The sequence below is a fragment of the Ruegeria sp. BHSC037 genome, from assembly GCF_059613045.1.
This window is the reverse complement of record NZ_JBXWRT010000007.1, coordinates 45,002-65,855: the sequence shown is the minus strand read 5'-3', so window position 1 is coordinate 65,855 and position 20,854 is coordinate 45,002. Positions and strand designations below refer to the sequence as shown.

Annotated in this window: 24 protein-coding genes; 9 read left to right on the top strand and 15 right to left on the bottom strand. The window is 63.3% G+C overall.

Annotated features, from left to right (window positions below):
- Positions 1 to 2: 2 nt before the first annotated feature.
- Genes flgA through AC2FMN_RS08810 form a run of 7 tightly spaced genes read right to left on the bottom strand, consistent with a single transcriptional unit; the run spans position 3 to position 3,304 of the window.
- Complete coding sequence (gene flgA, locus AC2FMN_RS08840; RefSeq protein WP_496687501.1) at positions 3 to 419, bottom strand: flagellar basal body P-ring formation chaperone FlgA; 417 nt, start codon at positions 417 to 419, stop codon at positions 3 to 5.
- Positions 419 to 1,204: a flagellar basal-body rod protein FlgG gene (gene flgG / locus AC2FMN_RS08835; protein ID WP_496687499.1), complete on the bottom strand. Its 786-nt coding sequence runs from the start codon at positions 1,202 to 1,204 to the stop codon at positions 419 to 421. Before flgG ends, flgA begins: the two co-directional genes overlap by 1 nt.
- Before the next feature lie 24 nt (positions 1,205 to 1,228).
- On the bottom strand, positions 1,229 to 1,939 hold the full coding sequence (locus tag AC2FMN_RS08830; RefSeq protein ID WP_496687496.1) for a flagellar hook-basal body complex protein: 711 nt from the start codon (positions 1,937 to 1,939) through the stop codon (positions 1,229 to 1,231).
- Positions 1,939 to 2,211 carry a flagellar biosynthetic protein FliQ gene (locus AC2FMN_RS08825; RefSeq protein WP_149775970.1) on the bottom strand — a complete coding sequence of 91 codons (273 nt, stop codon included), beginning with the start codon at positions 2,209 to 2,211 and terminating at the stop codon, positions 1,939 to 1,941. The genes AC2FMN_RS08830 and AC2FMN_RS08825 overlap by 1 nt, the downstream gene beginning before the upstream one ends.
- 3 nt (positions 2,212 to 2,214) lie before the next feature.
- Entirely contained in the window at positions 2,215 to 2,505 is a 291-nt protein-coding gene (fliE, locus tag AC2FMN_RS08820; RefSeq protein ID WP_149775969.1) for a flagellar hook-basal body complex protein FliE, read from the bottom strand.
- A gap of 12 nt (positions 2,506 to 2,517) precedes the next feature.
- Complete coding sequence (gene flgC / locus AC2FMN_RS08815) at positions 2,518 to 2,904, bottom strand: flagellar basal body rod protein FlgC (RefSeq protein ID WP_496680499.1); 387 nt, start codon at positions 2,902 to 2,904, stop codon at positions 2,518 to 2,520.
- A gap of 10 nt (positions 2,905 to 2,914) precedes the next feature.
- Positions 2,915 to 3,304, bottom strand: coding sequence for a FlgB family protein (locus AC2FMN_RS08810; protein ID WP_496680501.1), 390 nt, complete (start codon positions 3,302 to 3,304; stop codon positions 2,915 to 2,917).
- 87 nt (positions 3,305 to 3,391) lie between these two features.
- Here AC2FMN_RS08810 and AC2FMN_RS08805 point away from each other — a divergent pair, with 87 nt between their 5' ends.
- The 6 genes from AC2FMN_RS08805 (at position 3,392) to AC2FMN_RS08780 (ending at position 10,638) form a co-directional block, all read left to right on the top strand.
- Entirely contained in the window at positions 3,392 to 4,729 is a 1,338-nt protein-coding gene (locus AC2FMN_RS08805; RefSeq protein WP_496687493.1) for a FliI/YscN family ATPase, read from the top strand.
- Positions 4,730 to 4,820: 91 nt separating this feature from the next.
- Positions 4,821 to 5,660 carry a flagellar motor protein MotB gene (locus AC2FMN_RS08800; RefSeq protein ID WP_496687490.1) on the top strand — a complete coding sequence of 280 codons (840 nt, stop codon included), beginning with the start codon at positions 4,821 to 4,823 and terminating at the stop codon, positions 5,658 to 5,660.
- A 97-nt stretch (positions 5,661 to 5,757) separates the two neighbouring features.
- The gene (locus AC2FMN_RS08795) at positions 5,758 to 7,053 is read left to right on the top strand and encodes a flagellar hook protein FlgE (protein ID WP_496687488.1); all 1,296 of its coding nucleotides are present in this window, start codon (positions 5,758 to 5,760) and stop codon (positions 7,051 to 7,053) included.
- A gap of 32 nt (positions 7,054 to 7,085) precedes the next feature.
- On the top strand, positions 7,086 to 8,537 hold the full coding sequence (gene flgK / locus AC2FMN_RS08790; RefSeq protein ID WP_496687485.1) for a flagellar hook-associated protein FlgK: 1,452 nt from the start codon (positions 7,086 to 7,088) through the stop codon (positions 8,535 to 8,537).
- A 2-nt stretch (positions 8,538 to 8,539) separates the two neighbouring features.
- On the top strand, positions 8,540 to 9,547 hold the full coding sequence (locus tag AC2FMN_RS08785) for a flagellin (protein ID WP_496687483.1): 1,008 nt from the start codon (positions 8,540 to 8,542) through the stop codon (positions 9,545 to 9,547).
- Complete coding sequence (locus AC2FMN_RS08780; protein ID WP_496680513.1) at positions 9,544 to 10,638, top strand: flagellar basal body P-ring protein FlgI; 1,095 nt, start codon at positions 9,544 to 9,546, stop codon at positions 10,636 to 10,638. Before AC2FMN_RS08785 ends, AC2FMN_RS08780 begins: the two co-directional genes overlap by 4 nt.
- A 48-nt stretch (positions 10,639 to 10,686) precedes the next feature.
- Here the strand turns inward: AC2FMN_RS08780 and AC2FMN_RS08775 are convergent, their stop codons facing one another.
- Positions 10,687 to 11,331, bottom strand: coding sequence for a DUF1523 family protein (locus tag AC2FMN_RS08775; protein WP_496687482.1), 645 nt, complete (start codon positions 11,329 to 11,331; stop codon positions 10,687 to 10,689).
- Positions 11,332 to 11,341: 10 nt separating this feature from the next.
- Positions 11,342 to 11,608 (bottom strand): hypothetical protein, encoded by a 267-nt coding sequence (locus AC2FMN_RS08770; protein WP_496687479.1) that lies wholly within the window; start codon positions 11,606 to 11,608, stop codon positions 11,342 to 11,344.
- Between the two features lie 240 nt (positions 11,609 to 11,848).
- Between AC2FMN_RS08770 and AC2FMN_RS08765 the strand changes: the two genes are divergently transcribed.
- Positions 11,849 to 13,324, top strand: coding sequence for an NAD-dependent succinate-semialdehyde dehydrogenase (locus AC2FMN_RS08765; protein WP_496687668.1), 1,476 nt, complete (start codon positions 11,849 to 11,851; stop codon positions 13,322 to 13,324).
- A 137-nt stretch (positions 13,325 to 13,461) separates the two neighbouring features.
- Here the strand turns inward: AC2FMN_RS08765 and AC2FMN_RS08760 are convergent, their stop codons facing one another.
- The 6 genes from AC2FMN_RS08760 to AC2FMN_RS08735 all read right to left on the bottom strand — a co-directional run bounded on the left by AC2FMN_RS08760 (position 13,462) and on the right by AC2FMN_RS08735 (position 19,679).
- Positions 13,462 to 13,929, bottom strand: a complete 468-nt coding sequence (locus AC2FMN_RS08760) for an Hsp20 family protein (protein ID WP_005979400.1) — start codon at positions 13,927 to 13,929, stop codon at positions 13,462 to 13,464.
- A 121-nt stretch (positions 13,930 to 14,050) separates the two neighbouring features.
- Entirely contained in the window at positions 14,051 to 14,869 is an 819-nt protein-coding gene (locus AC2FMN_RS08755; RefSeq protein ID WP_496687477.1) for a trypsin-like serine peptidase, read from the bottom strand.
- On the bottom strand, positions 14,866 to 15,657 hold the full coding sequence (locus AC2FMN_RS08750) for a trypsin-like serine peptidase (protein WP_496680520.1): 792 nt from the start codon (positions 15,655 to 15,657) through the stop codon (positions 14,866 to 14,868). The genes AC2FMN_RS08755 and AC2FMN_RS08750 overlap by 4 nt, the downstream gene beginning before the upstream one ends.
- A gap of 120 nt (positions 15,658 to 15,777) precedes the next feature.
- Complete coding sequence (gene glcF / locus AC2FMN_RS08745; protein ID WP_496687476.1) at positions 15,778 to 17,100, bottom strand: glycolate oxidase subunit GlcF; 1,323 nt, start codon at positions 17,098 to 17,100, stop codon at positions 15,778 to 15,780.
- Positions 17,101 to 17,104: 4 nt separating this feature from the next.
- The gene (locus tag AC2FMN_RS08740; RefSeq protein ID WP_496687474.1) at positions 17,105 to 18,205 is read right to left on the bottom strand and encodes an FAD-binding protein; all 1,101 of its coding nucleotides are present in this window, start codon (positions 18,203 to 18,205) and stop codon (positions 17,105 to 17,107) included.
- Positions 18,206 to 18,230: 25 nt separating this feature from the next.
- Entirely contained in the window at positions 18,231 to 19,679 is a 1,449-nt protein-coding gene (locus tag AC2FMN_RS08735) for an FAD-linked oxidase C-terminal domain-containing protein (RefSeq protein ID WP_496687473.1), read from the bottom strand.
- Positions 19,680 to 19,760: 81 nt separating this feature from the next.
- Here AC2FMN_RS08735 and AC2FMN_RS08730 point away from each other — a divergent pair, with 81 nt between their 5' ends.
- A complete protein-coding gene (locus tag AC2FMN_RS08730) occupies positions 19,761 to 20,471 on the top strand; it encodes a DUF599 domain-containing protein (RefSeq protein WP_496687470.1) in 711 nt (236 codons plus the stop codon).
- Positions 20,472 to 20,506: 35 nt separating this feature from the next.
- Positions 20,507 to 20,854, top strand: a complete 348-nt coding sequence (locus AC2FMN_RS08725) for a hypothetical protein (protein WP_496687467.1) — start codon at positions 20,507 to 20,509, stop codon at positions 20,852 to 20,854.

Sequence of the window (20,854 nt, the reverse complement as noted above, 5' to 3'; positions counted from 1 at the left end):
GATCAGTTCACCTCGATTTGGCCATCCGGCTGGATTTCGCCCGACACCGTCGTGCGGGATGACAGGTTCATGACCCTGATCCGCTCGCCGGCGGCCCCCCGACCCAGAGCTCGGCCCTCCGCGGCAATGGTCAGGCCGTTCCGGGAAAACTTCAGCGTCACCAGGTCATTTCGGTCCACGATTGCCGGCGGGCCAACGTCAGATGGGAGAATCGGACGACCCGGATAGAGCGCTGTTCTTGCCTCTTTCCCGACCAACTGCTCCAAAGACCGGGCTGCACCGGCCACATCGCCCGGCTTGGTCTGCAGATCCGTTTCCGCGATGATTTCCTTGGGCCGGATCGTTCGGGTCGGCACGACGATATCGGCGAACGCGGAAAGCGGGCTGAGCAAACCCAGGGAAAGAAGCACCACCTTCATCAGCGCACCTGCGTCGTCGCGCCCATCATCTGATCGACGGCCGAGATCACCTTGGCGTTCATTTCGTATCCACGCTGTGCTTCGATCAGTTCGGTCACTTCGCGCACCGCATCCACCGAACTGTCTTCCAGATAGCCCTGCCGAAGCGTACCCAGACCATCTTCGCCCGGTGTTCCCACGATCGGCGCACCCGAGGCTTCGGTTTCCTTGAACAGGTTGCTGCCGATCGCTTCGAGCCCTTTGGCATTCGAAAAACTCGCCAGCGTGAACTCGCCCAATAACTGCCCTTCGGCGGTGTCGTCGAAATAGGCATAGACCTCGCCGGCGGCGTTGATCGAGATTGACCGGGCATCGTCCGGAATGGTGATTTCCGGTGCGACGGCGAACCCGTCCGACGTGACGATCAACCCTTCGGCCGAACGCTTGAGGCTGCCATCGCGGGTGTAGGCCGATTGCCCGTTGGGCAGCGTCACTTCCAGATATCCACGCCCTTCGATAGCGATGTCCAAATCGCTGCCCGTCGCCGAGAGCGCACCCTGGGCCAGTTGCACGGTGACCGCCGCCGGACGAACCCCCAAACCCAATTGGATTCCCGTCGGCAAAACAGTTCCGTCCGAGGCGTTGACCGTTCCGGCCCGCGCCATCTGTTGATAGTGCAGATCCGCGAACTCGGCGCGCCGCGCGTTGTAGCCGGTGGTGTTCATGTTCGCCAGGTTGTTCGAGATCGTCTCAACCCGCATCTGCTGGGCCGACATTCCGGTCGCGGCAATCTTGAGAGCTTGCATTTCACATTCTCCTGCTGCTTGAGATCAGCGCATCAAGGTTTTAAGTGCGCCGCGGACTCGGTCGTCCTCGGCCTCGAGAAAACTCTGGCCCAGTTCGTAGGCACGCTGAATCTCGATGAGCTTGGTGACCTGATCGATTGCATTGACATTCGACCCTTCGAGAAACCGGTTCAGCACCACTGGTTCCTCCACCGGCTCGACTTCGCCTTCAGGCCGAAACAGTGTACTGGCTTCGCGCACCAGCCGCGTCCCGTCCGTGGGGCGGTAGACCCCGATCTGGCCCAACAGCTGCCCATCGACGCTGAGCGTTCCATCGCCCCCGACATCGATCGTCGCTGCGTCGGGCGGAATGAAGACAGGCGCCCCGTTGCTGTCCAGAACTCGATACCCGTCGGGGGTGACCAGATCTCCGTTGGCGTCGGGCGCAAAGCTGCCCGCGCGGGTCAGACGGTTGCCGTACGGGGTTTCGATCAGGAAGAAACCGTCACCCTCGATGGCAAAGTCGAACTGACCGCCAGTTTCCGTCAGAATCCCCTGCTGGAACGAAGTGTTGCGCACCTGCGCGCGACTCATGGACAGCGACGGGCCGCCCGACATATCCCGAACGAACTCGGAGAACACCAGCCCTTGCTGGCGATAGCCGGTGGTATTGGCGTTGGCGACGTTGTTCGCCACGATGCGCATTTCGCTCATCAGCCCCGACTGCCGGGACAAAGTAACATAGGCGGTATCCATCAGCGGCCTCCTGCAATCAGCGGAACCAGTGTCGACGTGAAGAAGGTGACCAGCGTCTGGGTCATGAACCCCATCGAGATCCAGAAGACGATCACGATGGCCACCAGTTTCGGAACGAAGGTCAGTGTCATTTCCTGGATCGAGGTCAGCGCCTGGAACAGGCCAACCGCCAGGCCGGTGACCAGCGCCACCGTCAGGATCGGAACCGAGGTGATCACCGCGATCCACAAGGCCTGGCGCACGATGTCATAGAACAAACCTTCGCTCAGCATGGCTCAGACCGGCATCCGAAGAATTTCCTGGTAGGCCTCGACCACCTTGTTGCGCACGACGACCGCCGTTTCCACGGCAAGTTCGGTCTGGGCCAAAGCCTGCACCAGCGCATGTGGATCCGCCTGGCCGACCATCGCGTCCTTCGCCACGCTTTCGCTGTGTTTCAGCGTCGCGGCAAAATCCTGGAAGGTGGCCCGCAACCCTTGTGCGGCGCCGGACCGCTCCGGGTCGGCCTGTGTGGCCGGACGGGCGTGAGCATAGTTCTGTGCGGCGTTGATCGTTCGGATATCCATTCTGGTCGTCCCTTATTTTCTCAGCAATTCCATCAGGCTGGATGACATCTGTCGCGCCTGATCGAACATCTTCAGGTTGGCCTCGTAACTGCGCTGCGCTTCGCGCGCGTCAGCGATCTCGATCATCAGATCCACGTTCGACCCCTGATAGTGGCCGCTTGCATCCGCCAGCGGGTGGCTGGGGTCATAGATCTGCGACAGCGCTTTCTGGTCCAGCTGGACGCGCCCGGTTCGGACCAGATCGACACCTTCGTCGTTCACCGCCTCGAACGAGACGGTCTTGCGACGATAGCCCGGCGTGTCCGCGTTCGAGATGTTCTCGGACACATGCCGCAGCCGCGCCGACTGGGCCCGCAATGCGCTGGCCGTCACTTTGAGGGAATCCGAAAAATCACTCATGTCCCGCTCCTCATGCTTTGCCCAGGCTGGTGCGCAGGATGCCGATCGACGATTTGTAGATGGCCAGAGCCCGGTCATGCTGGCGCTTGACCTCGACGGCCTTCAGCATCTCCTCCTCAAGCGAGACGCCGTTGCCGTTGGGGTCGACGGCCCCCGCGCGGACCTGTTCGGCCCACAGCCTGCCATCCATACCCACGCCGTTCAGGTGGCCAGGCCGTGTGGCGACCATGGCCGGCGTGGATGACGTGTTTTCGAATGCTTTGGAAAACGGCTCGATATCGCGGGCCCGATAGCCGGGCGTATCCGCGTTGGCCATGTTGCGCGAGACCACGGCCTGCCGCTGACCGGCATGGGTTGCCATGGCGTACGCAACTTTAAAGACGTTCAGGTCCGAGAACATCGGGGCTTCTCCCTCGATCAATTTCAATCAAGGCTTAACCCCGATTCCTTTAGAAACCGTTTTCAGAAACCAGTTGGAGCCAACACGATGTCAGACCTCGATCCGTCGATCCTGAAGCCCCTGTTCGACCGGCTTTCACCGGCGCGGCGCATGGGCCTCGTCAACGGTGTCACCCGCGGGGTGATCGAAATCGAGGGTCTGGAGAACGCGGCCCGAATCGGTGACCACCTCACCTTGCAGCGGCAATCCGGTCCGGATCTGGCGGGTGAAGTGCTGCGGGTCGAAAGCGGCGTCGTTCACATGCTCCCCGCCGGCGCGCCCGATGGCGTCCGCCTGGGCGATCGCGTGTTTCTCGAGCCGACCCCGGTCTTTGCCCCCGGTATGCACTGGCTGGGCCGGGTCGTGGACCCGTTCGGGCAGCCGCTGGACGGCAAACCGCTGCTGCCGGGCACGACCCCACGCGACATCATGGCCGCGCCCCCGCCGGCGGTCGATCGCAAGCCGCTGGGTGAACGCATGGCATCCGGGCTGGCCGTTCTGAACACGGTTCTGCCCATCGTACGCGGGCAGCGCATCGGCTTGTTCGCGGGATCCGGTGTCGGCAAATCGACTTTGCTTGCCACCCTGGCCAGATCGATGCAGGCCGACGCGGTGGTCGTGGCCCTAGTCGGCGAGCGAGGTCGCGAGGTCAACGCGTTCGTCGAGGAGGCCCTTGGGGCGGACGGGCTGAAGAGATCGGTCGTCGTGGCCGCGACATCGGACCAGTCGGCCCTGGCCCGGCGCCGCTGCGCCTGGTCGGCCATGACCGTTGCCGAATATCTGCGCGATCAGGGGTTGAACGTTCTGTTTCTGGCGGATTCCGTCACCCGTTTTGCCGAAGCCCACCGCGAGATCGCCGCCGCCATGGGCGAGGCGCCATCGTTGCGCGGTTTCCCGCCCTCGACCACACCCCTGATCGCTGGCCTGTGCGAACGGGCCGGCCCCGGCACCGCGCAACAGGGGGACATCACCGCCGTTTTCAGCGTGCTGGTGGCCGGGTCAGACATGGACGAGCCGGTGGCCGACATCCTGCGCGGGGTTCTCGACGGCCACATCGTCCTGAGCCGCGAAATCGCGGAACGTGGACGTTTCCCGGCCATAGATCTCAGCCGCTCGGTGTCGCGGTCACTGCCGAACGCCGCAACGGACGAGGAGAACCGGATGATCGCCGAGACCCGCAGCCTGGTGGGCAGCTATGAACAGTCCGAGGTTATGATCAAGGCCGGGCTGTACACGCCGGGCACCGATCCCCTGCTGGATCAGGCGGTGCGCGCCCATGACGAGCTGGATGGATTCTTCGCCAAGCCGGACCCCGACGGGATCCGAAACAGCTTTGACCGCCTGGCCGTCATCCTGCACCGCGCCAAGGCCGGAACTGCGCTCTAACACTGAGATCGTTTCTTAGAATTTTAAGTGTTAAGCGGACCTTAAGCCCTTTCCGATAGTTCTGAACACCGGGTGAAAAAGGGTGGTGGAGATGGGTGCGCAAACGAATGCGCCGCCGATCATCATCAAGAAGAAGCGCGCATCAGGTGGCGATGGCCACCATGGCGGTGCCTGGAAAGTCGCGTATGCCGACTTTGTCACGGCGATGATGGCCTTCTTCATGTTGATGTGGCTGCTGAACGCAACGACCGAAAAACAACGCAAGGGACTGGCGGACTATTTCTCACCGACGATTCCGGTGCACCCGGTGTCGGGCGGTGGCGACGGCGCCTTCGGGGGCGAGAACATGTTTTCGGAGAAAACCATGGTGATGGATGGCTCCGGCGCAACGAACAAGAATCCGACCGAAGCGAAACGGGCCCGCGGATCGACCGGGGTCGATTCCCTTGGCGACGGGCGCGGCGCCTTCGAGGATTTTTCGACGCTCGAAGCGCAGTTGTTGGGCCGGGCCGGTGAGAGCCTGGTCTCGAAGAAAGCTCTCAAACACATCGTGACGCGGGTCACCGATGAAGGCCTGGTCGTCGAACTTTTCGCGACCGAGTCCGAACCGCTGTTCGAACCGGGTACCGACACGCCGACGCAGATGATGCGCACGTTGATCCTGCTGGTCGCGCGGTCCTCGGATCTTGTGACCAACGCGATTGCGGTGGACGGCCATGTCCGATCTGCTCCTGTGGTTCTGGCCCAGGATCCTGCGTGGGATCTTTCCACGTCCCGCGCGCAGGCGGTCCGCAAATTGCTGCAGGACGATGGTGTCGATGCCCGCAGGCTGGACCGCGTGACCGGCCATGCCGACCGGGAACTGGCCGTCGAAAACCCGATGGCCCCGCGAAACGACCGGATCGAGATCGTGTTCCTGCGCGACCCATGACCGGAAATGATGCGTGGCATTTTACCTGTTAGCGCGCTGTTAAGGCCCGGCGCGTTAGCTGTTGCGGAAAGATTAGACGCAACAAAAGGGCGTGCCGATGACAATTTCTTCTTCGCTGAATGCCGGCGTGGCCGCATTGAAGGCCAATGCCAACCGGCTTGCGACCATTTCGGACAACATCGCCAACTCCTCGACCTACGGATACAAGCGGGTTGAAACGGATTTTCATTCCATGGTCACGTCCGGACAGGGCGGCAGCTATTCCGCCGGCGGCGTGCGCACGACCAGCCAGCGCCTGATCGACCAGCGCGGGTCGCTCGTGACCACCAACAATTCCACCGATCTGGCCGTGCGAGGCCGCGGCATGCTGCCGGTTCGGTCCAGCTCTCAGATCGGCACATCGTCAAACGAGATGCTGCTGACCACGACCGGCTCGTTCCGGACCAATGCCGAAGGTTACCTTGTTACCGAATCGGGGCTGGTACTGCTGGGCTGGCGGGCCAATCCCGACGGTTCGATCCCCAACGTCTCACGCGACACGCCCGCCGCGCTGGAGCCGGTGCAACTGAGCGTCAATCAGCTGTCGGGCTCGCCAACGACCGAAATGAACCTGCGCATGAACCTGCCGGCAACGGCCACCGATGCTGGTGCGCCCGGCGATCCACAGCCCCTGTCGGTCGAATATTTCGACAACCTCGGCAAGCCCGAGACCGTGGATATCGAGCTTGTGCCGACCGTCCCGACCACTGGCTCCAGCAACCTATGGACGATGACCCTGCGGGATTCGGCTTCGGGCGGGGCGATCATCGGAGAATACGTTCTGACCTTCACCGACAGCCGCACCGCAGGCGGAACCCTGGCCAGCGTCACGGCGGTTTCGGGTGGGGCCTATGACCCCGCGACCGGAAGCTTCGTGGTCAACGTCGCGGGCGGGCCGATGGAGGTCAATGTCGGGCTGATCGGCGACCCTGACGGCATCACGCAATTGTCCGACACCTTCGCCCCGGTCTCGATCACGCGCGACGGTTCCGCCGTCGGCACGATGTCGAGCGTGCAGGTTGACGAAAATGGTTATGTCTATGCGCTGTACGATACAGGAGTGACGCGGCGGATGTACCAGATCCCGCTGGCGGATGTTCCAAACCCCAACGGCCTGACCGCGCTGGACAGCCAGACCTATGCCCCCTCGCGCGAAAGCGGCACCTATTTCCTTTGGAACGCGGGCGAGGGCCCGACCGGTGAACTGATTTCCTTTGCCCGTGAAGAATCGACAACCGATGTCGCCACCGAACTGACATCGATGATCCAGACGCAACGCGCCTATTCGTCCAGCGCCAAGGTGATCCAGACCGTGGACGAGATGCTTCAGGAAACCACGAACATCAAACGCTGAGCCTGACCTGAGCACCTGAAAGGAGCGGTCCCATGAGCATGTCAACGGCATTGAACAACGCCCTGGGCGGGCTGAGCGCGGCCAGCCGTGGCGCCGCCGTCGTATCCGGCAATATCGCCAACGCGCTGACCCCCGGCTATGCCAAGCGAACGCTGGAATTGGCCACAAGTCAAATCTCGGGAAACGGGGTGCGGGTTGTCGGTGTCACCCGGCACCACGACCCGGTTCTGGCCGCCAATCTTAGGGCAGCGGATGCCGATCTGGCACTGAATTCGGCCATCGCCGATTTTCACGCTGCTTTTGAAACGCTGGTCGGCAAACCCGGCGACGCGGCCTCGGTATCGGCGCGGCTGGTCGGCTTCGAAAACAGCCTGATCACTGCGGCCAGCAATCCCGGCTCGGCCGTGCGGTTGGATCAGGTCGCGCGCGCCGGCGACGATCTGGCCCGGGCTCTGAACGCTGCGTCAGAGGGGCTGCGGGACATGCGATCCGATGCAGACCGCAAGATCGGAAGCTATGCCGATACGCTGAACGCCACTCTGAAGGACATCGAAGACCTGAATGCCCGTATTCCGGCCGTTCAGAACGCCGGCGGCGACATCAATGGCCTTCTGGACCGACGGCAGGTTCTGATCGACCAGGTCAACGAGCTGATTCCCGTGAACTTGGTGGCACGGGACAACAACCGCGTGTCCTTGTACTCGGACGGTGGCCTGATCCTTCTGGAAGGGCGCGCAGCCGAGTTCACGTTCACGATGACGGGCGACACCAAACCGCACATGACGATCGGCAACGGGCTGTTGTCCGGCCTTGAGATGAACGGGCAACCGGTCCGCACCAGCGGCGAAACCGCGCAGATTCGGGGCGGCGCCCTGATGGCTCAGTTCCAGATCCGGGACGAGCTTTCGATCGAAGCGCAGGCCCAACTCGACGCCGTTGCTCAGGACTTGATTGAACGCTTCGAAACGCCAGGCCTGGACCCGACGGCCCTAGCAACCGATCCTGGCCTGTTTACTGACGACGGGGCCCGGTACTCCGCAACCGCGCCCGCAGGATTGGCCTCGCGCCTTGAATTGAACGCCGCGGTCGATCCAGATGCAGGGGGGAACAGTTGGAAGCTGCGCGCGGGTCTGGGTGCCGCCGCCCCGAACGATCCCGGCGACGCCACGCAACTGCAGGCCTTCAGCGCAGCGCTGAACCAGGCGCGCCCGGTCTCCATGCCGGATTTCGGCACCGGCAATCTGCGCGCGGCCGAACTGTCCGAGGCGCTGCTGTCCAAGGCCGGCACGAATGCGCAAACGGCCCAGTCCCGTCAGACCTATGCGGCCAGCTTACACCAGCAGATGGAACAGTTGGTCGCGGAACAAGGCGTGGACAGCGACGCCGAGTTGCAGCGGATGATGCAGATCGAACAGGCCTATGCCGCCAACGCCCGGATCATCTCGGTCGTCGATGAACTGATGGAAATGCTGCTGAGGATGTGAACATGACATTGAATGCCATCGGCGATCTGGCGCGCGGCCTGACCCTTAGGACCCGCAGCACCGAGATCAAGTCGCAGATTGAAACGCTGTCTTATGAAATGTCTACCGGCCAGGCGGCGGATATTTCCGGCCGGGTCGGCGGAGACTATTCTCACCTTTTGGATCTAGACCGGAAAATCGCGCAGCTGGGTGCTTTCTCGGTTGCCACCTCCGAGGCCCGCCTGTTCTCGGACGCAATGCAGCTAAGCCTATCGACATTCAGCGATTCGCTGGGCGAAGTATCCAGGTCTCTTCTGGCGTTCGGCACGTCGAACCAAGCCGTGACGCATGCCCAAGCCGCGGATCAGGCGCGCAATGAGCTGGACAGCATGATCTCGGCGCTAAATACGCGGGCCGGGGGGCGCAGCCTGTTCGCCGGCATCGCCACGGACGCCACGCCGCTGGAATCAGCCGAAACCCTTCTGAGCGCGCTGCGCACGCAACTGGCCGGCTTGACAACTCTGGCCGACATTCGCCAGGCCGCCCAGACCTGGTTCAACGATCCAGTCGGCTTCGAAGCGGTCATGTACCGCGGGTCGAATGCGACATTGGCGCCGATGCAGGTCTCGGAAACCGAGAGGGTCGAATTGCCGTTTACGGCAAACGATCCAGCCATGCGCGATGCCTTGCGCGATGTTGCGGTGGCAGCGTTGGCCTCGGATCCCAGCCTGGGTTGGCCACCGACCCTGCAGACCGCCTTGTTCACTGAACTTGGGGTCGATCTGGCCAACGCAAAAGACGATACGACGACGATGCGTGCCCAGGTCGGCGCGGTCGAGGCCCGGATCGAACAAGCCGCGACGCGCAACTCGGCCGCCAAGACCAGTTTCGAGTACGCCAGAAACGAAATCGTGGCGGCGGACCCTTACGAAACTGCCGCCAAGTTGCAGACCGTCCAGTTCCAGCTCGAGAGCCTCTATTCGGTCACCGTCCGCAATTCAAACCTTTCACTGGTGAACTTCCTGAGATGAGACTCCTGGCTTTTGTTTTGATGCTGCTTCCTTCCGTTGCATTCTCGGGTGCCGTGCGCCTCAAGGATCTGGTCGATTTCGATGGAGTGCGCGGCAACGATCTGGTGGGGTACGGCCTGGTCGTCGGGCTGAACGGCACCGGGGACGGTTTGCGCAATTCCCCGTTCACCGAAGAGATCATGTCGAACATTCTCGAACGGTTGGGCGTCAACGTGAATGGCGAGGATTTTCGGCCAAAGAACGTGGCCGCGGTTCTGGTGACCGCGACACTGCCCCCGTTTTCGAGAGTCGGAAGCCAAATCGATGTCACGGTTTCGGCCATTGGCGATTCCAAAAGCCTTCTGGGCGGGACCCTTGTGATGACCCCGCTGAACGCCGCCGACGGACAGATCTACGCGGTGGCCCAGGGGACGGTGCTGGCCGGTGGGGCTGTGGCCGAGGGCGAGGCCGCATCCGTCACCCGGGGAGTGCCGACGTCGGGTGTGATACCCTCGGGTGCCCGGGTCGAACGCGAAATCGACTTCCAGCTCTCGGGCCTGACGCAACTACGCCTTGCTCTTCGCGAGCCGGACTTCACGACGGCCGGCCGCATCGAGGCGGCGATCAACCGCGAGTTCAACCGCCCGGTCGCGATCATGCGCGATTCCGGCACCGTCGAGCTGAGCATCGCCGAAACCCGCGCCGCATCGACCGCCCATGCGATCGGTCAGATCGAAAACATCCTGATCGAGCCCGAGTCCAAGGCCCGGGTCGTCGTGGACCAGCGTTCGGGAACCATCGTCATGGGGCAGGATGTCCGCATTTCACGTGTTGCCGTCTCGCAGGGCAACCTGACCTTGCGGGTCGAGGAAGCCCCGATTGTCGTTCAACCCAACCCCTTCGCCGAGGGTCGGACGGTCGTGGTTCCGCGCACCGTTGCCGGGCTTGAGGAAGAGGAAGGCACTAGCTTGGCCGAGATTCCCGAGGCGACCACTTTATCAGAGGTGGTCGCGGGTCTGAACGCGCTGGGCGTTTCACCGCGCGACATGATCGACATTCTGAAAACGATCAAGGCCGCGGGCGCGCTCCATGCCGAATTCGTTGTCAGATGAACTCTGCCGGTTTTCCTGTCGCGCCGACACCGCTGGACTGATCGAACCCTATTTCGATTTCCGCCCCTCCCACCAGCGACGCAGGCCGGAACGCCGTTCCTCGATCGCGTCGCCCACGGCGTAAAGCCCATCCTCGGCTTGCTCAAGAAAAGGGTCTATCCGCGCTTCGCGGAACCGCCGCCAGCGTACCCAGATTGCCCAAACGAGGCCAAAGAAGACTGTCAGGAAGACAATGTTGAACCAGGGGATGATCCGCACGTCGGGGCCTTCGACATCTTTGATCGAGATGGCATTCGGAAAGATCGTAAGAAACTCGTTCCGCCATCCGTAGTGGGTCACGACGACCCATTCCGGATCGTCCTTTGAAGAAATCGCATCATTGGCTTCGGTATACAGGTTCGCGGTATCGAACTTGAAATAGGGCGGCCACCCCCACCCGGTGTCCTCATTTCGGTAGACGATCGGCCTGCCGTTCGCCCGCACGGCCTGAATGAACTGGACATCCCTGCTCGAGAGGTTGGTAGATTGATCCTCTGGCTCGGACCAGAACATGCGTGTCCAATCGTTCAGATCCTGCCGCTCTTCATAGGTGTTCACGATGCGCACGATGTCATGCTGCGGCAGGGCATAGTGAAGAATGGCGCCGACAGTGGCCCAAAAAACCACGATGATTGCCCATTTGGCATAAACCATTCCCAAGACCTCACAAGTAGTTCACGACATAGATTACGGAAGCGATGGCGACCCAGGGTACAATATAGACGCCGAGGATCAATTTGCGGCGGAAAGACCTGTCATAGGCCCTCAGTCCACGTTCGACGAAAGCCTCCTTGCCGCCCGTCTTTCCCTTTTCGTCCCACCTTTCCTCAAGCTTGCGTCGACGGGCCCGTCGCGCATACAGCGACAGCACCGTATAAGCAATCGTCTGTACCACGAGCAGACCGACAAACAGGCGCAAAGCTCCGATCATTTCACACTTTCCCGCCCGCAACCCGTGCCGACACCAGGCCGCCTGTCCCCTCGGCTCCCGAACGAACTGTGCAGCACCCGATCCGGCATTGTCCACCGCATTTCGCGGTTCCGTACGCCGCACTGAATTCGTATTTTTGATCAAATCTGGATTGATCGACTCGTGCCGGTGGCGCTAGACATGACCAGCGCCACCTGTTTGGGTATGCGCAAACCCTATCCCTGCGCCGGAGACCGCCCCATGCTGGACACCACGACCGACCTGAAATCGCTGTTGAAGAACCCCGACCTTTTGGTCACCAAGGCCTATATCGGCGGTCAATGGGTCGATGGTGACAACGGCACCTTTGTTGTCACCAACCCGGCCCGCGGCGACGTGATCGCCGAAGTCGCGGATGTCAGCCGCGCCCAGGTGGCTGGCGCAATCGCCCAGGCCGAGGCGGCACAGAAGGAATGGGCCAAGCTGACCGGCAAGGAACGCGCCGCGATCCTGCGCCGGTGGTTCGACCTGATGATGGAAAACGCCGAGGACCTTGGCAAGATCCTGACCGCCGAACAGGGCAAACCTCTGGCCGAGGCGGTGGGCGAGATCGCCTATGGCGCTTCTTTCATCGAATTCTTCGGCGAAGAGGCCAAGCGGGTCTATGGCGAGACCATCCCCGGCCATCAGCGCGACAAACGGATCATGGTGCTGAAACAGCCGATCGGGGTGGCGGCCTCGATCACGCCGTGGAACTTCCCCAACGCGATGATCACGCGCAAGGCAGGCCCGGCACTGGCCGCCGGCTGCGCCTTTGTCGCGCGCCCGGCCACCGAAACGCCCCTGTCGGCGCTGGTGCTGGCGCTGCTGGCCGAACAGGCCGGCATTCCGGCGGGCGTGTTCAACGTGGTCCCCTCGACGCAGGCCAGCGAGATCGGCAAGGAGTTCTGCGAGAACCCCGGTGTGCGCAAGCTGACCTTTACCGGCTCGACCGAGGTGGGCCGGATCCTGCTGCGCCAGGCCGCGGACCAGGTCATGAAATGCTCGATGGAACTGGGCGGCAACGCACCGTTCATCGTGTTCGACGACGCCGATCTGGATGCCGCCGTCGAAGGCGCGATGCTATGCAAGTTCCGCAACAACGGCCAGACCTGCGTCTGCGCCAACCGCATCTATGTGCAGGCCGGTGTCTATGACGCCTTTGCCGCCAAGCTCAAGGCCGCGGTTGAGGCATTGAAAATCGGCGACGGCCTGTCCGAAGGAACAACGACCGGTCCGCTGATCAGCGACGAGGCGGTGGCAAAGGTGCAGGAGCACATCGCCGACGCCAAGGCCAATGGCGGCGCGATCCTGACCGGTGGCCTGCCGCACGATCTGGGCGGCACCTTCTTTCAGCCCACGATCATCACCAACGTGACCCAGGACATGAAGGTCGCGCAGGAAGAGACCTTTGGCCCGCTGGCGCCCCTGTTCAAATTCGAGGACGAGGACGAGGTGATCGCGATGGCCAATGACACGATCTTCGGCCTCGCCTCGTATTTCTACGCCAAGGATCTGAGCCGCGTGTACAAGGTGGCCGAGGCGCTGGAATACGGCATCGTCGGCATCAACACCGGTATCATCAGCTCGGAACTGGGGCCGTTCGGCGGCGTCAAGCAATCCGGCCTGGGCCGTGAAGGCAGCCATCACGGCATCGACGAATATCTCGAGATGAAATACATCTGCATGGCGGTCTGACCGAACCGGCCATGACACGAAGGGCGCCCGGAGGCGCCCTTTTTCTTCCGACAATCGAAAAACCCCACGCTCCGAAGGAACGCGGGGCTGGCGATAATCGAGGGAGGAAGCGATTATCGGATCGGTCGGTTGCCGCCTCAGTTCACGGGCTTGGCGTCGACCACGTCCTTTTCGATGGCCTTGGCCGAGGTGATCGCGATCCGGCGCGGCTTCAGCGCCTCCGGCACCTCGCGTTTCAGGTCGATATGCAGCATACCGTTTTCTAGGCTGGCGCCGGTTACGCGGACATGATCGGCCAAGGCGAAACGGCGTTCGAAGGCACGGGTGGCGATGCCACGGTGCAGATAGGTACGCTCCTTGTCGTCAGCGGCCTTCTTGCCGGCCACGACCAACGCGTTTTCCTTCACTTCGACCGATAGGTCATCTTCGCCAAAACCGGCGACGGCCAGCGAGATGCGATAGGTGTCGGCATCGGTCTTTTCGATGTTGTAGGGGGGATAGCTGGGTTGTGACACTTCGCTGGTCAGAACCCGGTCCATGATATCGGCGATCTGATCAAAGCCGATGGTTGCACGATGCAACGGTGCAAAATCAAAACTGCGCATTGTCGTCATCCTCATGTCAGAGCGATCTACGATTTGCCCTCCATCCGGACGGGCGGTGATGTTCAACGGGCCCCGATATGGCGGCCCGCCAGACATGAGATGGGAAGCGGTTCGGCGCGGTTCAAGACCCGCCCGGGCGGATGAATTTCGCGCCCGAGTCGGATTTGCCCGAGCCGACCTGCAGCCGCTTGATCGATGCCTTGGGCTGCGGCGCATCACGCCGCAGGATCGCCTTCAGGTCCGTCACGATCCCCGACAACTCCATTCCAAAGCCGACCTTGCCTCGACCGTCGTTGCCCACGGCCGAAACGACCGACAGGATCTGCCAGCGCGGCCCGTTGCGGGCCAGAATGGCCGACCCGGACGATCCGAAGGTGATGTCGCAGTTGAAGGTGATCAGGCCCTGCCGCCGCTCGAGGATCCGGCAGGACCGCTCGCGCGTGATCGCCTCGGACCGGCCACGGCCATAGGATGCGATGCTGATCTCGTTTCCGGCCACCCGGCCGCTGTGCAGGGCAAAGGGGTTGGCGATGCCATAGGGGATGGGCTCTTCCAGCCGCATCAGGGCCACGTCGGCGCGCACGCTTTCCGGCGACAGGCCCGCCTTGGGGTCATAGTCGGGATGCGCGGCGATCTGCACCACCTTGCGTTCGGCCAGCGCGTGGCCATTGCTGAGGCCCGCGCGAAACGTGACCTCGCCCGGCGCATAGGGCTGCCCGGTGGTTCGGTCCATCGCGCAGTGGGCTGCGGTCAGCACCAGATCCTGCGCGATCAAGGTTCCGGTGCAGAACGACCGGGTTCCGATATCCAGGCGCCCGATCGCCTCCCAGCCGTACAGGTCGTCGCGGTCGGTCAGGCGGCGTTTGCCGCTGTCCTGGGCCAGCGCGGCGCCTGCCAGGACACCCAGGCAAAGCGCTGCCCTGAAAATCGCCCCGATCATGGCCGCACGAACCTTGCGCCCAGGTTCTTGCCCGCGCCCGCCGCGCTGCCCGACAGGCCAAAGCCCCGCCCCGCGGACAGTTCCGCCTGCAATACCTCAAGCGACTCTTCCAACGCCGTGCCCAGCGCCACGCGCTTTCCTTCCAGTTCGGCCTTGGCTGAAACGACCGACACGATGCGTGGGTGATCGCCCGAGAAGGAAAAGATCGGCGCCCCTGAGGCGCCGAAATCCACATCGCAGGACATCACCAGAACCCCGGATTGCCGCGCCATGACCGAGCAGACCTCCTGCAGCGAGGGGGCCTCGGCACGGTCATGCGCATAGGACACGACACCGACGTCCTCGCCGCGCGACGGGCGATAGCCGGTCTCGAACGGAATGACAGCGGTGTTGCGGATGGGCTGCCACAGCTCGATCAGCGCGATGTCATGGCGCACACGGGTGACGGTGGCCCTGCCGTCATAGTCATAATCGGGGTGGATTACCGCCTGCCGCGCCGCACGATAGGCCGAGGCCCGTCCCCGCCGCCAACCGGCCAGAAACTCAATTCGCGACGGGTCGATACGTTGGCGCGTGGCCTTGTCGAACAGGCAATGCGCCGCAGTCAGGACAAGAGTCGGGGAAATCAGCGCACCGGTGCAGAACCCGGTGCCGTCGATGTCCAGCCGCCCGACCGCCATCCAGTCGCGCCCCGCCTCCGAGGTCTCGAGGCTTTGCAGCCCGGTATCCTGCGCCATGGCCGCCATCGGCAAGACACACAGCGCAATCGCCCTTATCCATCTGCGCACGCGGTTCTCCGGCTATTTGGTTTCGGGCCATGGTGGTACGCGCCGCGTTTGGCGAAAATAGGGCAGGGCCGAGCCACGGCGATTCCTCCATCGACTGATGCGCCGGCGCACCAGGCCCGCTCACCGCAGGATCGGCACCGTATCCGCAGGCTGTCCGGCCCGATCCAGCGCGGGAGGCCGAGGCCCGCCCGTGGCCCAATCCAACAGCTCGACCGTATGCACGACGGGCAGTCGGGTGCCCGACCCGATCTGCATCATGCAGCCGATGTTCCCGGCCGCGATCAGATCGGGGTTCTTGGCCTCCAACGTGCGCACCTTGCGCTGTTTCAGCTTGGCCGAGATCTCGGGCTGCATCAGGTTGTAGGTGCCCGCGCTGCCACAGCACAGGTGGCTGTCGACGGGTTCGACCACCATGAACCCCGCCTTTTTCAGCAGATCCTTGGGATAGGTTTTGATCTGCTGCCCGTGTTGCAGCGAGCAGGCCGCGTGATAGGCCACCGTCAGCCCCTTGTCGTCGCCCTGCGGCAAGTCTAGCTGCATCAGGATTTCGCTGACATCCATGGCAATGCCCGACACCCGCGCCGCGTCCTCGGCCAGCGGGTCGTTGCGGAACATGTGCCCATAATCCTTGACGGTGGTGCCGCAGCCCGAGGTGTTGATGACGATCGCATCCAATCCCTTGCCGTCCATCTCGCGCGTCCATGCGCGGATATTTGCGGCGGCGGTGTCATGGCTTTCGCGGGTCTTGCCCATGTGATGGGTCAACGCCCCGCAACAGCCGGCGCCCTCGGCCACAACGACCTCGCAGCCCAGCCGGGTCAGCAGGCGGATCGTGGCATCGTTGATGTCGGTGTTCAGCGCTTTTTGCGCACAGCCCGTCATCAGAGCCACGCGTTTGATCACCTGCCCCTTGGGCGCAAAGCTTTGGGGGTCGTCATTGCGGCTGACCGGCGGGATGTGTTTCGGCGCCATGTCCAGCATCGCCTTCAGGCGCGCGTCGGGCATCAGAAAGCGGAACGGCCGCCCCAGCTTGGCCCCGATCAGCGCCCAGCGGAACCGCATCGGATAGGGCAGGATCCGTGCCAGAACCCACCGCAACGCCCGGTCCGAGAAGGGTCGCTTGTAGCGGTTTTCGATATATTCACGGGCGTGATCGACCAGATGCATGTAATGCACGCCCGACGGGCAGGTCGTCATGCAGGCCAGGCAGGACAGGCAGCGGTCGATATGCTTGACGGTCTTTTCATCCGGCACACGCTCGTTTTCCAGCATGTCCTTGATCAGATAGATGCGCCCGCGGGGGCTGTCCAATTCGTCGCCCAACACCTGATAGGTCGGGCAGGTGGCGGTGCAGAACCCGCAATGCACGCAGTTGCGCAAAATCTCGTTTGCGCGACGGGTGCCGGGGTCTTTCAACTGGTCTTCGGTGAATGTGGTCTGCATCGCCCTATCCCATCAGCCCGGGGTTGAACATGCCGCGCGGGTCGAATTTCTGTCGAATCCCCTGTGTCAGAGCCGCAATACCCTGCGGTTCCGGCTGGAACCGGCCCAGCCGGGCAAGGGTATCGGCCCCGGCCCGCACCAGCGTGGCGTGGCCAGAAAACGGGCCAATGCGCGCGCGCAGGTCGGTGCCTGCGGGCACCAGCGCCCAGATCAGCCCTCCGCCCCAGTCGAACAAGGTCCGGCCGGCCTCGGCCCGCGCGGCGATTTCGGGCGCATCCCCGGGTTTGACCGAGATCCGCCAGACATCGCCTGGCGTGTCGGCAAAATCGACCGCATCGCGGATCCTCTGCCACAGCTCGGCCGATGGCTCGACCAAATCAACCGCGCCGAACTGGCCCAGCAGGTCCTGCAGGCGCCCGGTGCGATACGAGACCGATTCCGCAAACCCCTCGATCCGGATCAAGGCGCGCTGCTGCTGCGGATCATAGGCTGCTCCGGTGACCTCAAAGGGTGATTTCAGCGCCTCAGACAGGATGCGAACCGCAGTCGCGGCGTCCTTAGCGGGTACGGCCAGCGTCGCGCTGGCCTCGGGTTTGGGCAGCACCTTCAGCGACACCTCGGTCAGCACGCCCAGCGTGCCCCAGGACCCGGCCATCAGCTTGACCAGGTCATAGCCGGTGACGTTCTTCATCACCCGGCCGCCATTCTTGATGATCTGCCCTCGCCCGTCGACAAAGCGCACGCCCAACAGGAAATCGCGGCAGGCCCCGGCCTGGATCCGGCGCGGCCCCGAGACGTTGGCGGCCACGACACCGCCGATCGTGGGCGCGCCCGAGGACCCCAGCAGGCCGCGATGGTCCATCGGCTCGAATGCCAGTTGCTGGCCTTCGGCCTCCAATGCCGCCTCGATCTCGGCCAGCGGCGTTCCGGCCTGCGCAACAAGCGTCAGCGCCCCGGGCTCGTACAGGGTGATCCCGCGCAGCCCCTCGGTGCCCAGCACCCGGTCGGGGCTGGTCACACCGCGCGTGCCGCCACCGAGAACGCGTATCGGTTCGTTCAGGCCGGTCACGATTTCGGCCAGTTCAGACTCTGATTCAGGTCTCATTGCGAGGTCCGTTCTGTCTTGGGATTCATTCCGCCGCCATCGGCACGACGCGTCGGTCCGCGCTGGCATCCAGCGGGAACACCTTGGCGGGGTTCAGCAGCCATTTCGGGTCGAACACGTCCTTGACGGCCATCTGCGCCTCAAGGTCCTGAGGCGCGTATTGATGATGCATCAGGTCGCGCTTCTCGATGCCCACCCCATGCTCGCCGGTCAGGCAGCCGCCCGCATCCACGCACAGTTTCAGGATCTCGGCCCCGAAGGCCTCGCATTTTTCCAGATCGCCGGGCTTGTTCGCATCGAACAGGATCAGCGGGTGCATGTTGCCGTCGCCGGCGTGGAACACGTTACCCACGGGTAGGCCAAACTCATTGCTCAGTTCACCGATGCGGCGCAGCACCTCCGGCAGGGCCGACACCGGGATCGTGCCGTCCAGGCACATATAGTCATTGATCTGCCCCATCGCACCAAAGGCCGATTTCCGGCCCAGCCAGATGCGGGCACTTTCCTCGGCCGACTGGCTTTCGCGCAGCTCGACCGGGTTGTGGCGTTTGGCGATCTCGATGATCTTGGCCAACTGGCTGTCAATCTCGGCGTCCGAGCCTTCGACCTCGACGATCAGCAGCGCTTCGCAGTTCGGATAGCCGGCATGGGCAAAGTTCTCGCAGGCCTCGATGCACAGCCGGTCCATGAACTCGATCGCCACGGGCAGGATACCCGACTTGATAATGTCCGAAACGCATTCGCCCGCCACCGCATTGTCATCAAAGCCCATCAGAACCGGGCGCGCGCCCTCGGGCTTGCGCAGGATGCGCAGCGTCGCCTCGGTGACGACCCCCAGCTGCCCTTCCGAGCCGCAGATCACGCCCAACAGGTCCAGCCCGCCGGAATCCAGATGCGCGCCGCCGATCTCGACCACGCGGCCATCCATCAGCACCATGGTCACGCCCAGCAGGTTGTTGGTGGTCACGCCGTATTTCAGGCAATGCGCCCCGCCCGAATTCATCGCGATATTGCCCGCGATGGCGCAGGCCAGCTGCGACGACGGATCGGGCGCATAGAAGAAATCCTGCTCCTCGACCGCGCCGGTGACGCTTAGATTGGTGCGGCCGGTCTGCACGCGGATGAAGCGGTTGTCATAGTCGACCTCAAGCACCTCGTTCATGCGGGCCACGCCCAGGATCACGCAATCGGCGGTGGGCAGCGCCCCACCGGCCAGCGAGGTCCCAGCCCCGCGCGGCACGACCGGCACGCCTTCGTCATGGCAGATGCGCAGAATGTCCGAGACCTCCTGCGTCGAGGACGGCAGAACCGCGATCATCGGCGCGCATTTGTAGGCGGTCAGGGCGTCGCACTCATAGGCGCGGGTTTCGGCCGGGTCCGCGATGATGGCGTCTTCGGGCAGGACCTGCCGCAGACGGGCAAGCACGTTAGCCTTGCGGGCCAGAACGTCGAGGTTGGGCTTTGGCATGTCCATGGCGGGTCCTCCAGTTTGGTAAAATAATATTACCAATTTCTACATCTGGCAAGTTGCCTTCGTCGGACGTACTGTCGCGCCATGACATTGACCGAACGCGCCCTGCTGTTTTCGCCTCTGGACTACGCCGCCATCCTGTTGTTGCTGATCGCCTGGCAATGGATCGGCTGGCGGATCGAGAACCCCGCGCCCGGCAAGCGCTCGGTCGCGGTGATGATGGACGAATTCCGCCGCTGCTGGATGCGCGAAATGGTGACCCGCCAGCCCCGCATGTTCGACGCCCAGGTCGTGGGCACGATGCGTCAGGGCAGCACGTTCTTTGCCTCGACCACAATGATCGCCATCGGGGGCGGTTTGGCCCTTCTGGGCAATACCGAACGGCTGTCGGGCGTCGCCAAGGATCTGGCCATCGGCAGCGCGCCGGCCATGGTGTGGGAGGTCAAGATCCTGACCGTGCTGCTGTTTTTGTCGAATGCCTTTCTGAAATACGTCTGGGCGCACCGGTTGTTCGGCTACTGCGCGGTGCTGATGGCGGCGGTGCCGAACGACCCCGAGGATCCGCAGGCCTATCCCCGCGCGGCGCAGGCGGCCGAGATCTGCGTGACCGCCGCGCGCAGCTTCAACCGCGCCCTGCGCGCCACCTATTTCGCGCTGGCTTCGCTGGCCTGGATCCTGGGCCCAATCGCGCTGATCATCGGCACGCTTCTGACGCTGGGAGTCCTGTACCGGCGCGAGTTTGCCTCGCATTCCCGAGCAATCCTGCTGAGCCTGCCGCCGGACACGCAGACGTGATCGCGCCCCGCCCGATCAGACCCTAGACTGGCGAGATGCGACACTTGATCCCCTGCCTGTTTCTGGCCGCCCCAGCCCTCGCCGACCCGCCGACGGTCGAAAATGTCACCGCGACGCGCACGGGTAAGACCTGGCGATTCGACGTGACCATCCGCCATCCCGATACCGGGTGGGACCACTATGCCGATGGCTGGCGCGTTCTGGCAATGGACGGGACCGAGTTGGGGATGCGAGTGCTGCATCACCCGCACGAGACCGAGCAGCCCTTTACCCGGTCGCTGGGCGGAGTCGCGATCCCCGAAGGCGCGAGCCAGGTTCAGGTGCAGGCCCGGTGCAGTGTCGATGGCTGGAACGCGGACACCACGCTTGTGATGTTGGAATAA

Bases quoted from the DNA above. Each gene is read 5' to 3' on its own strand.
- flgA (WP_496687501.1), bottom strand. From the start codon at position 419: ATGAAGGTGGTGCTTCTTTCCCTGGGTTTGCTCAGCCCGCTTTCCGCG.
- flgG (WP_496687499.1), bottom strand. From the start codon at position 1,204: ATGCAAGCTCTCAAGATTGCCGCGACCGGAATGTCGGCCCAGCAGATG.
- AC2FMN_RS08830 (WP_496687496.1), bottom strand. From the start codon at position 1,939: ATGGATACCGCCTATGTTACTTTGTCCCGGCAGTCGGGGCTGATGAGC.
- AC2FMN_RS08825 (WP_149775970.1), bottom strand. From the start codon at position 2,211: ATGCTGAGCGAAGGTTTGTTCTATGACATCGTGCGCCAGGCCTTGTGG.
- fliE (WP_149775969.1), bottom strand. From the start codon at position 2,505: ATGGATATCCGAACGATCAACGCCGCACAGAACTATGCTCACGCCCGT.
- flgC (WP_496680499.1), bottom strand. From the start codon at position 2,904: ATGAGTGATTTTTCGGATTCCCTCAAAGTGACGGCCAGCGCATTGCGG.
- AC2FMN_RS08810 (WP_496680501.1), bottom strand. From the start codon at position 3,304: ATGTTCTCGGACCTGAACGTCTTTAAAGTTGCGTACGCCATGGCAACC.
- AC2FMN_RS08805 (WP_496687493.1), top strand. From the start codon at position 3,392: ATGTCAGACCTCGATCCGTCGATCCTGAAGCCCCTGTTCGACCGGCTT.
- AC2FMN_RS08800 (WP_496687490.1), top strand. From the start codon at position 4,821: ATGGGTGCGCAAACGAATGCGCCGCCGATCATCATCAAGAAGAAGCGC.
- AC2FMN_RS08795 (WP_496687488.1), top strand. From the start codon at position 5,758: ATGACAATTTCTTCTTCGCTGAATGCCGGCGTGGCCGCATTGAAGGCC.
- flgK (WP_496687485.1), top strand. From the start codon at position 7,086: ATGAGCATGTCAACGGCATTGAACAACGCCCTGGGCGGGCTGAGCGCG.
- AC2FMN_RS08785 (WP_496687483.1), top strand. From the start codon at position 8,540: ATGACATTGAATGCCATCGGCGATCTGGCGCGCGGCCTGACCCTTAGG.
- AC2FMN_RS08780 (WP_496680513.1), top strand. From the start codon at position 9,544: ATGAGACTCCTGGCTTTTGTTTTGATGCTGCTTCCTTCCGTTGCATTC.
- AC2FMN_RS08775 (WP_496687482.1), bottom strand. From the start codon at position 11,331: ATGGTTTATGCCAAATGGGCAATCATCGTGGTTTTTTGGGCCACTGTC.
- AC2FMN_RS08770 (WP_496687479.1), bottom strand. From the start codon at position 11,608: ATGATCGGAGCTTTGCGCCTGTTTGTCGGTCTGCTCGTGGTACAGACG.
- AC2FMN_RS08765 (WP_496687668.1), top strand. From the start codon at position 11,849: ATGCTGGACACCACGACCGACCTGAAATCGCTGTTGAAGAACCCCGAC.
- AC2FMN_RS08760 (WP_005979400.1), bottom strand. From the start codon at position 13,929: ATGCGCAGTTTTGATTTTGCACCGTTGCATCGTGCAACCATCGGCTTT.
- AC2FMN_RS08755 (WP_496687477.1), bottom strand. From the start codon at position 14,869: ATGATCGGGGCGATTTTCAGGGCAGCGCTTTGCCTGGGTGTCCTGGCA.
- glcF (WP_496687476.1), bottom strand. From the start codon at position 17,100: ATGCAGACCACATTCACCGAAGACCAGTTGAAAGACCCCGGCACCCGT.
- AC2FMN_RS08740 (WP_496687474.1), bottom strand. From the start codon at position 18,205: ATGAGACCTGAATCAGAGTCTGAACTGGCCGAAATCGTGACCGGCCTG.
- AC2FMN_RS08735 (WP_496687473.1), bottom strand. From the start codon at position 19,679: ATGGACATGCCAAAGCCCAACCTCGACGTTCTGGCCCGCAAGGCTAAC.
- AC2FMN_RS08730 (WP_496687470.1), top strand. From the start codon at position 19,761: ATGACATTGACCGAACGCGCCCTGCTGTTTTCGCCTCTGGACTACGCC.
- AC2FMN_RS08725 (WP_496687467.1), top strand. From the start codon at position 20,507: ATGCGACACTTGATCCCCTGCCTGTTTCTGGCCGCCCCAGCCCTCGCC.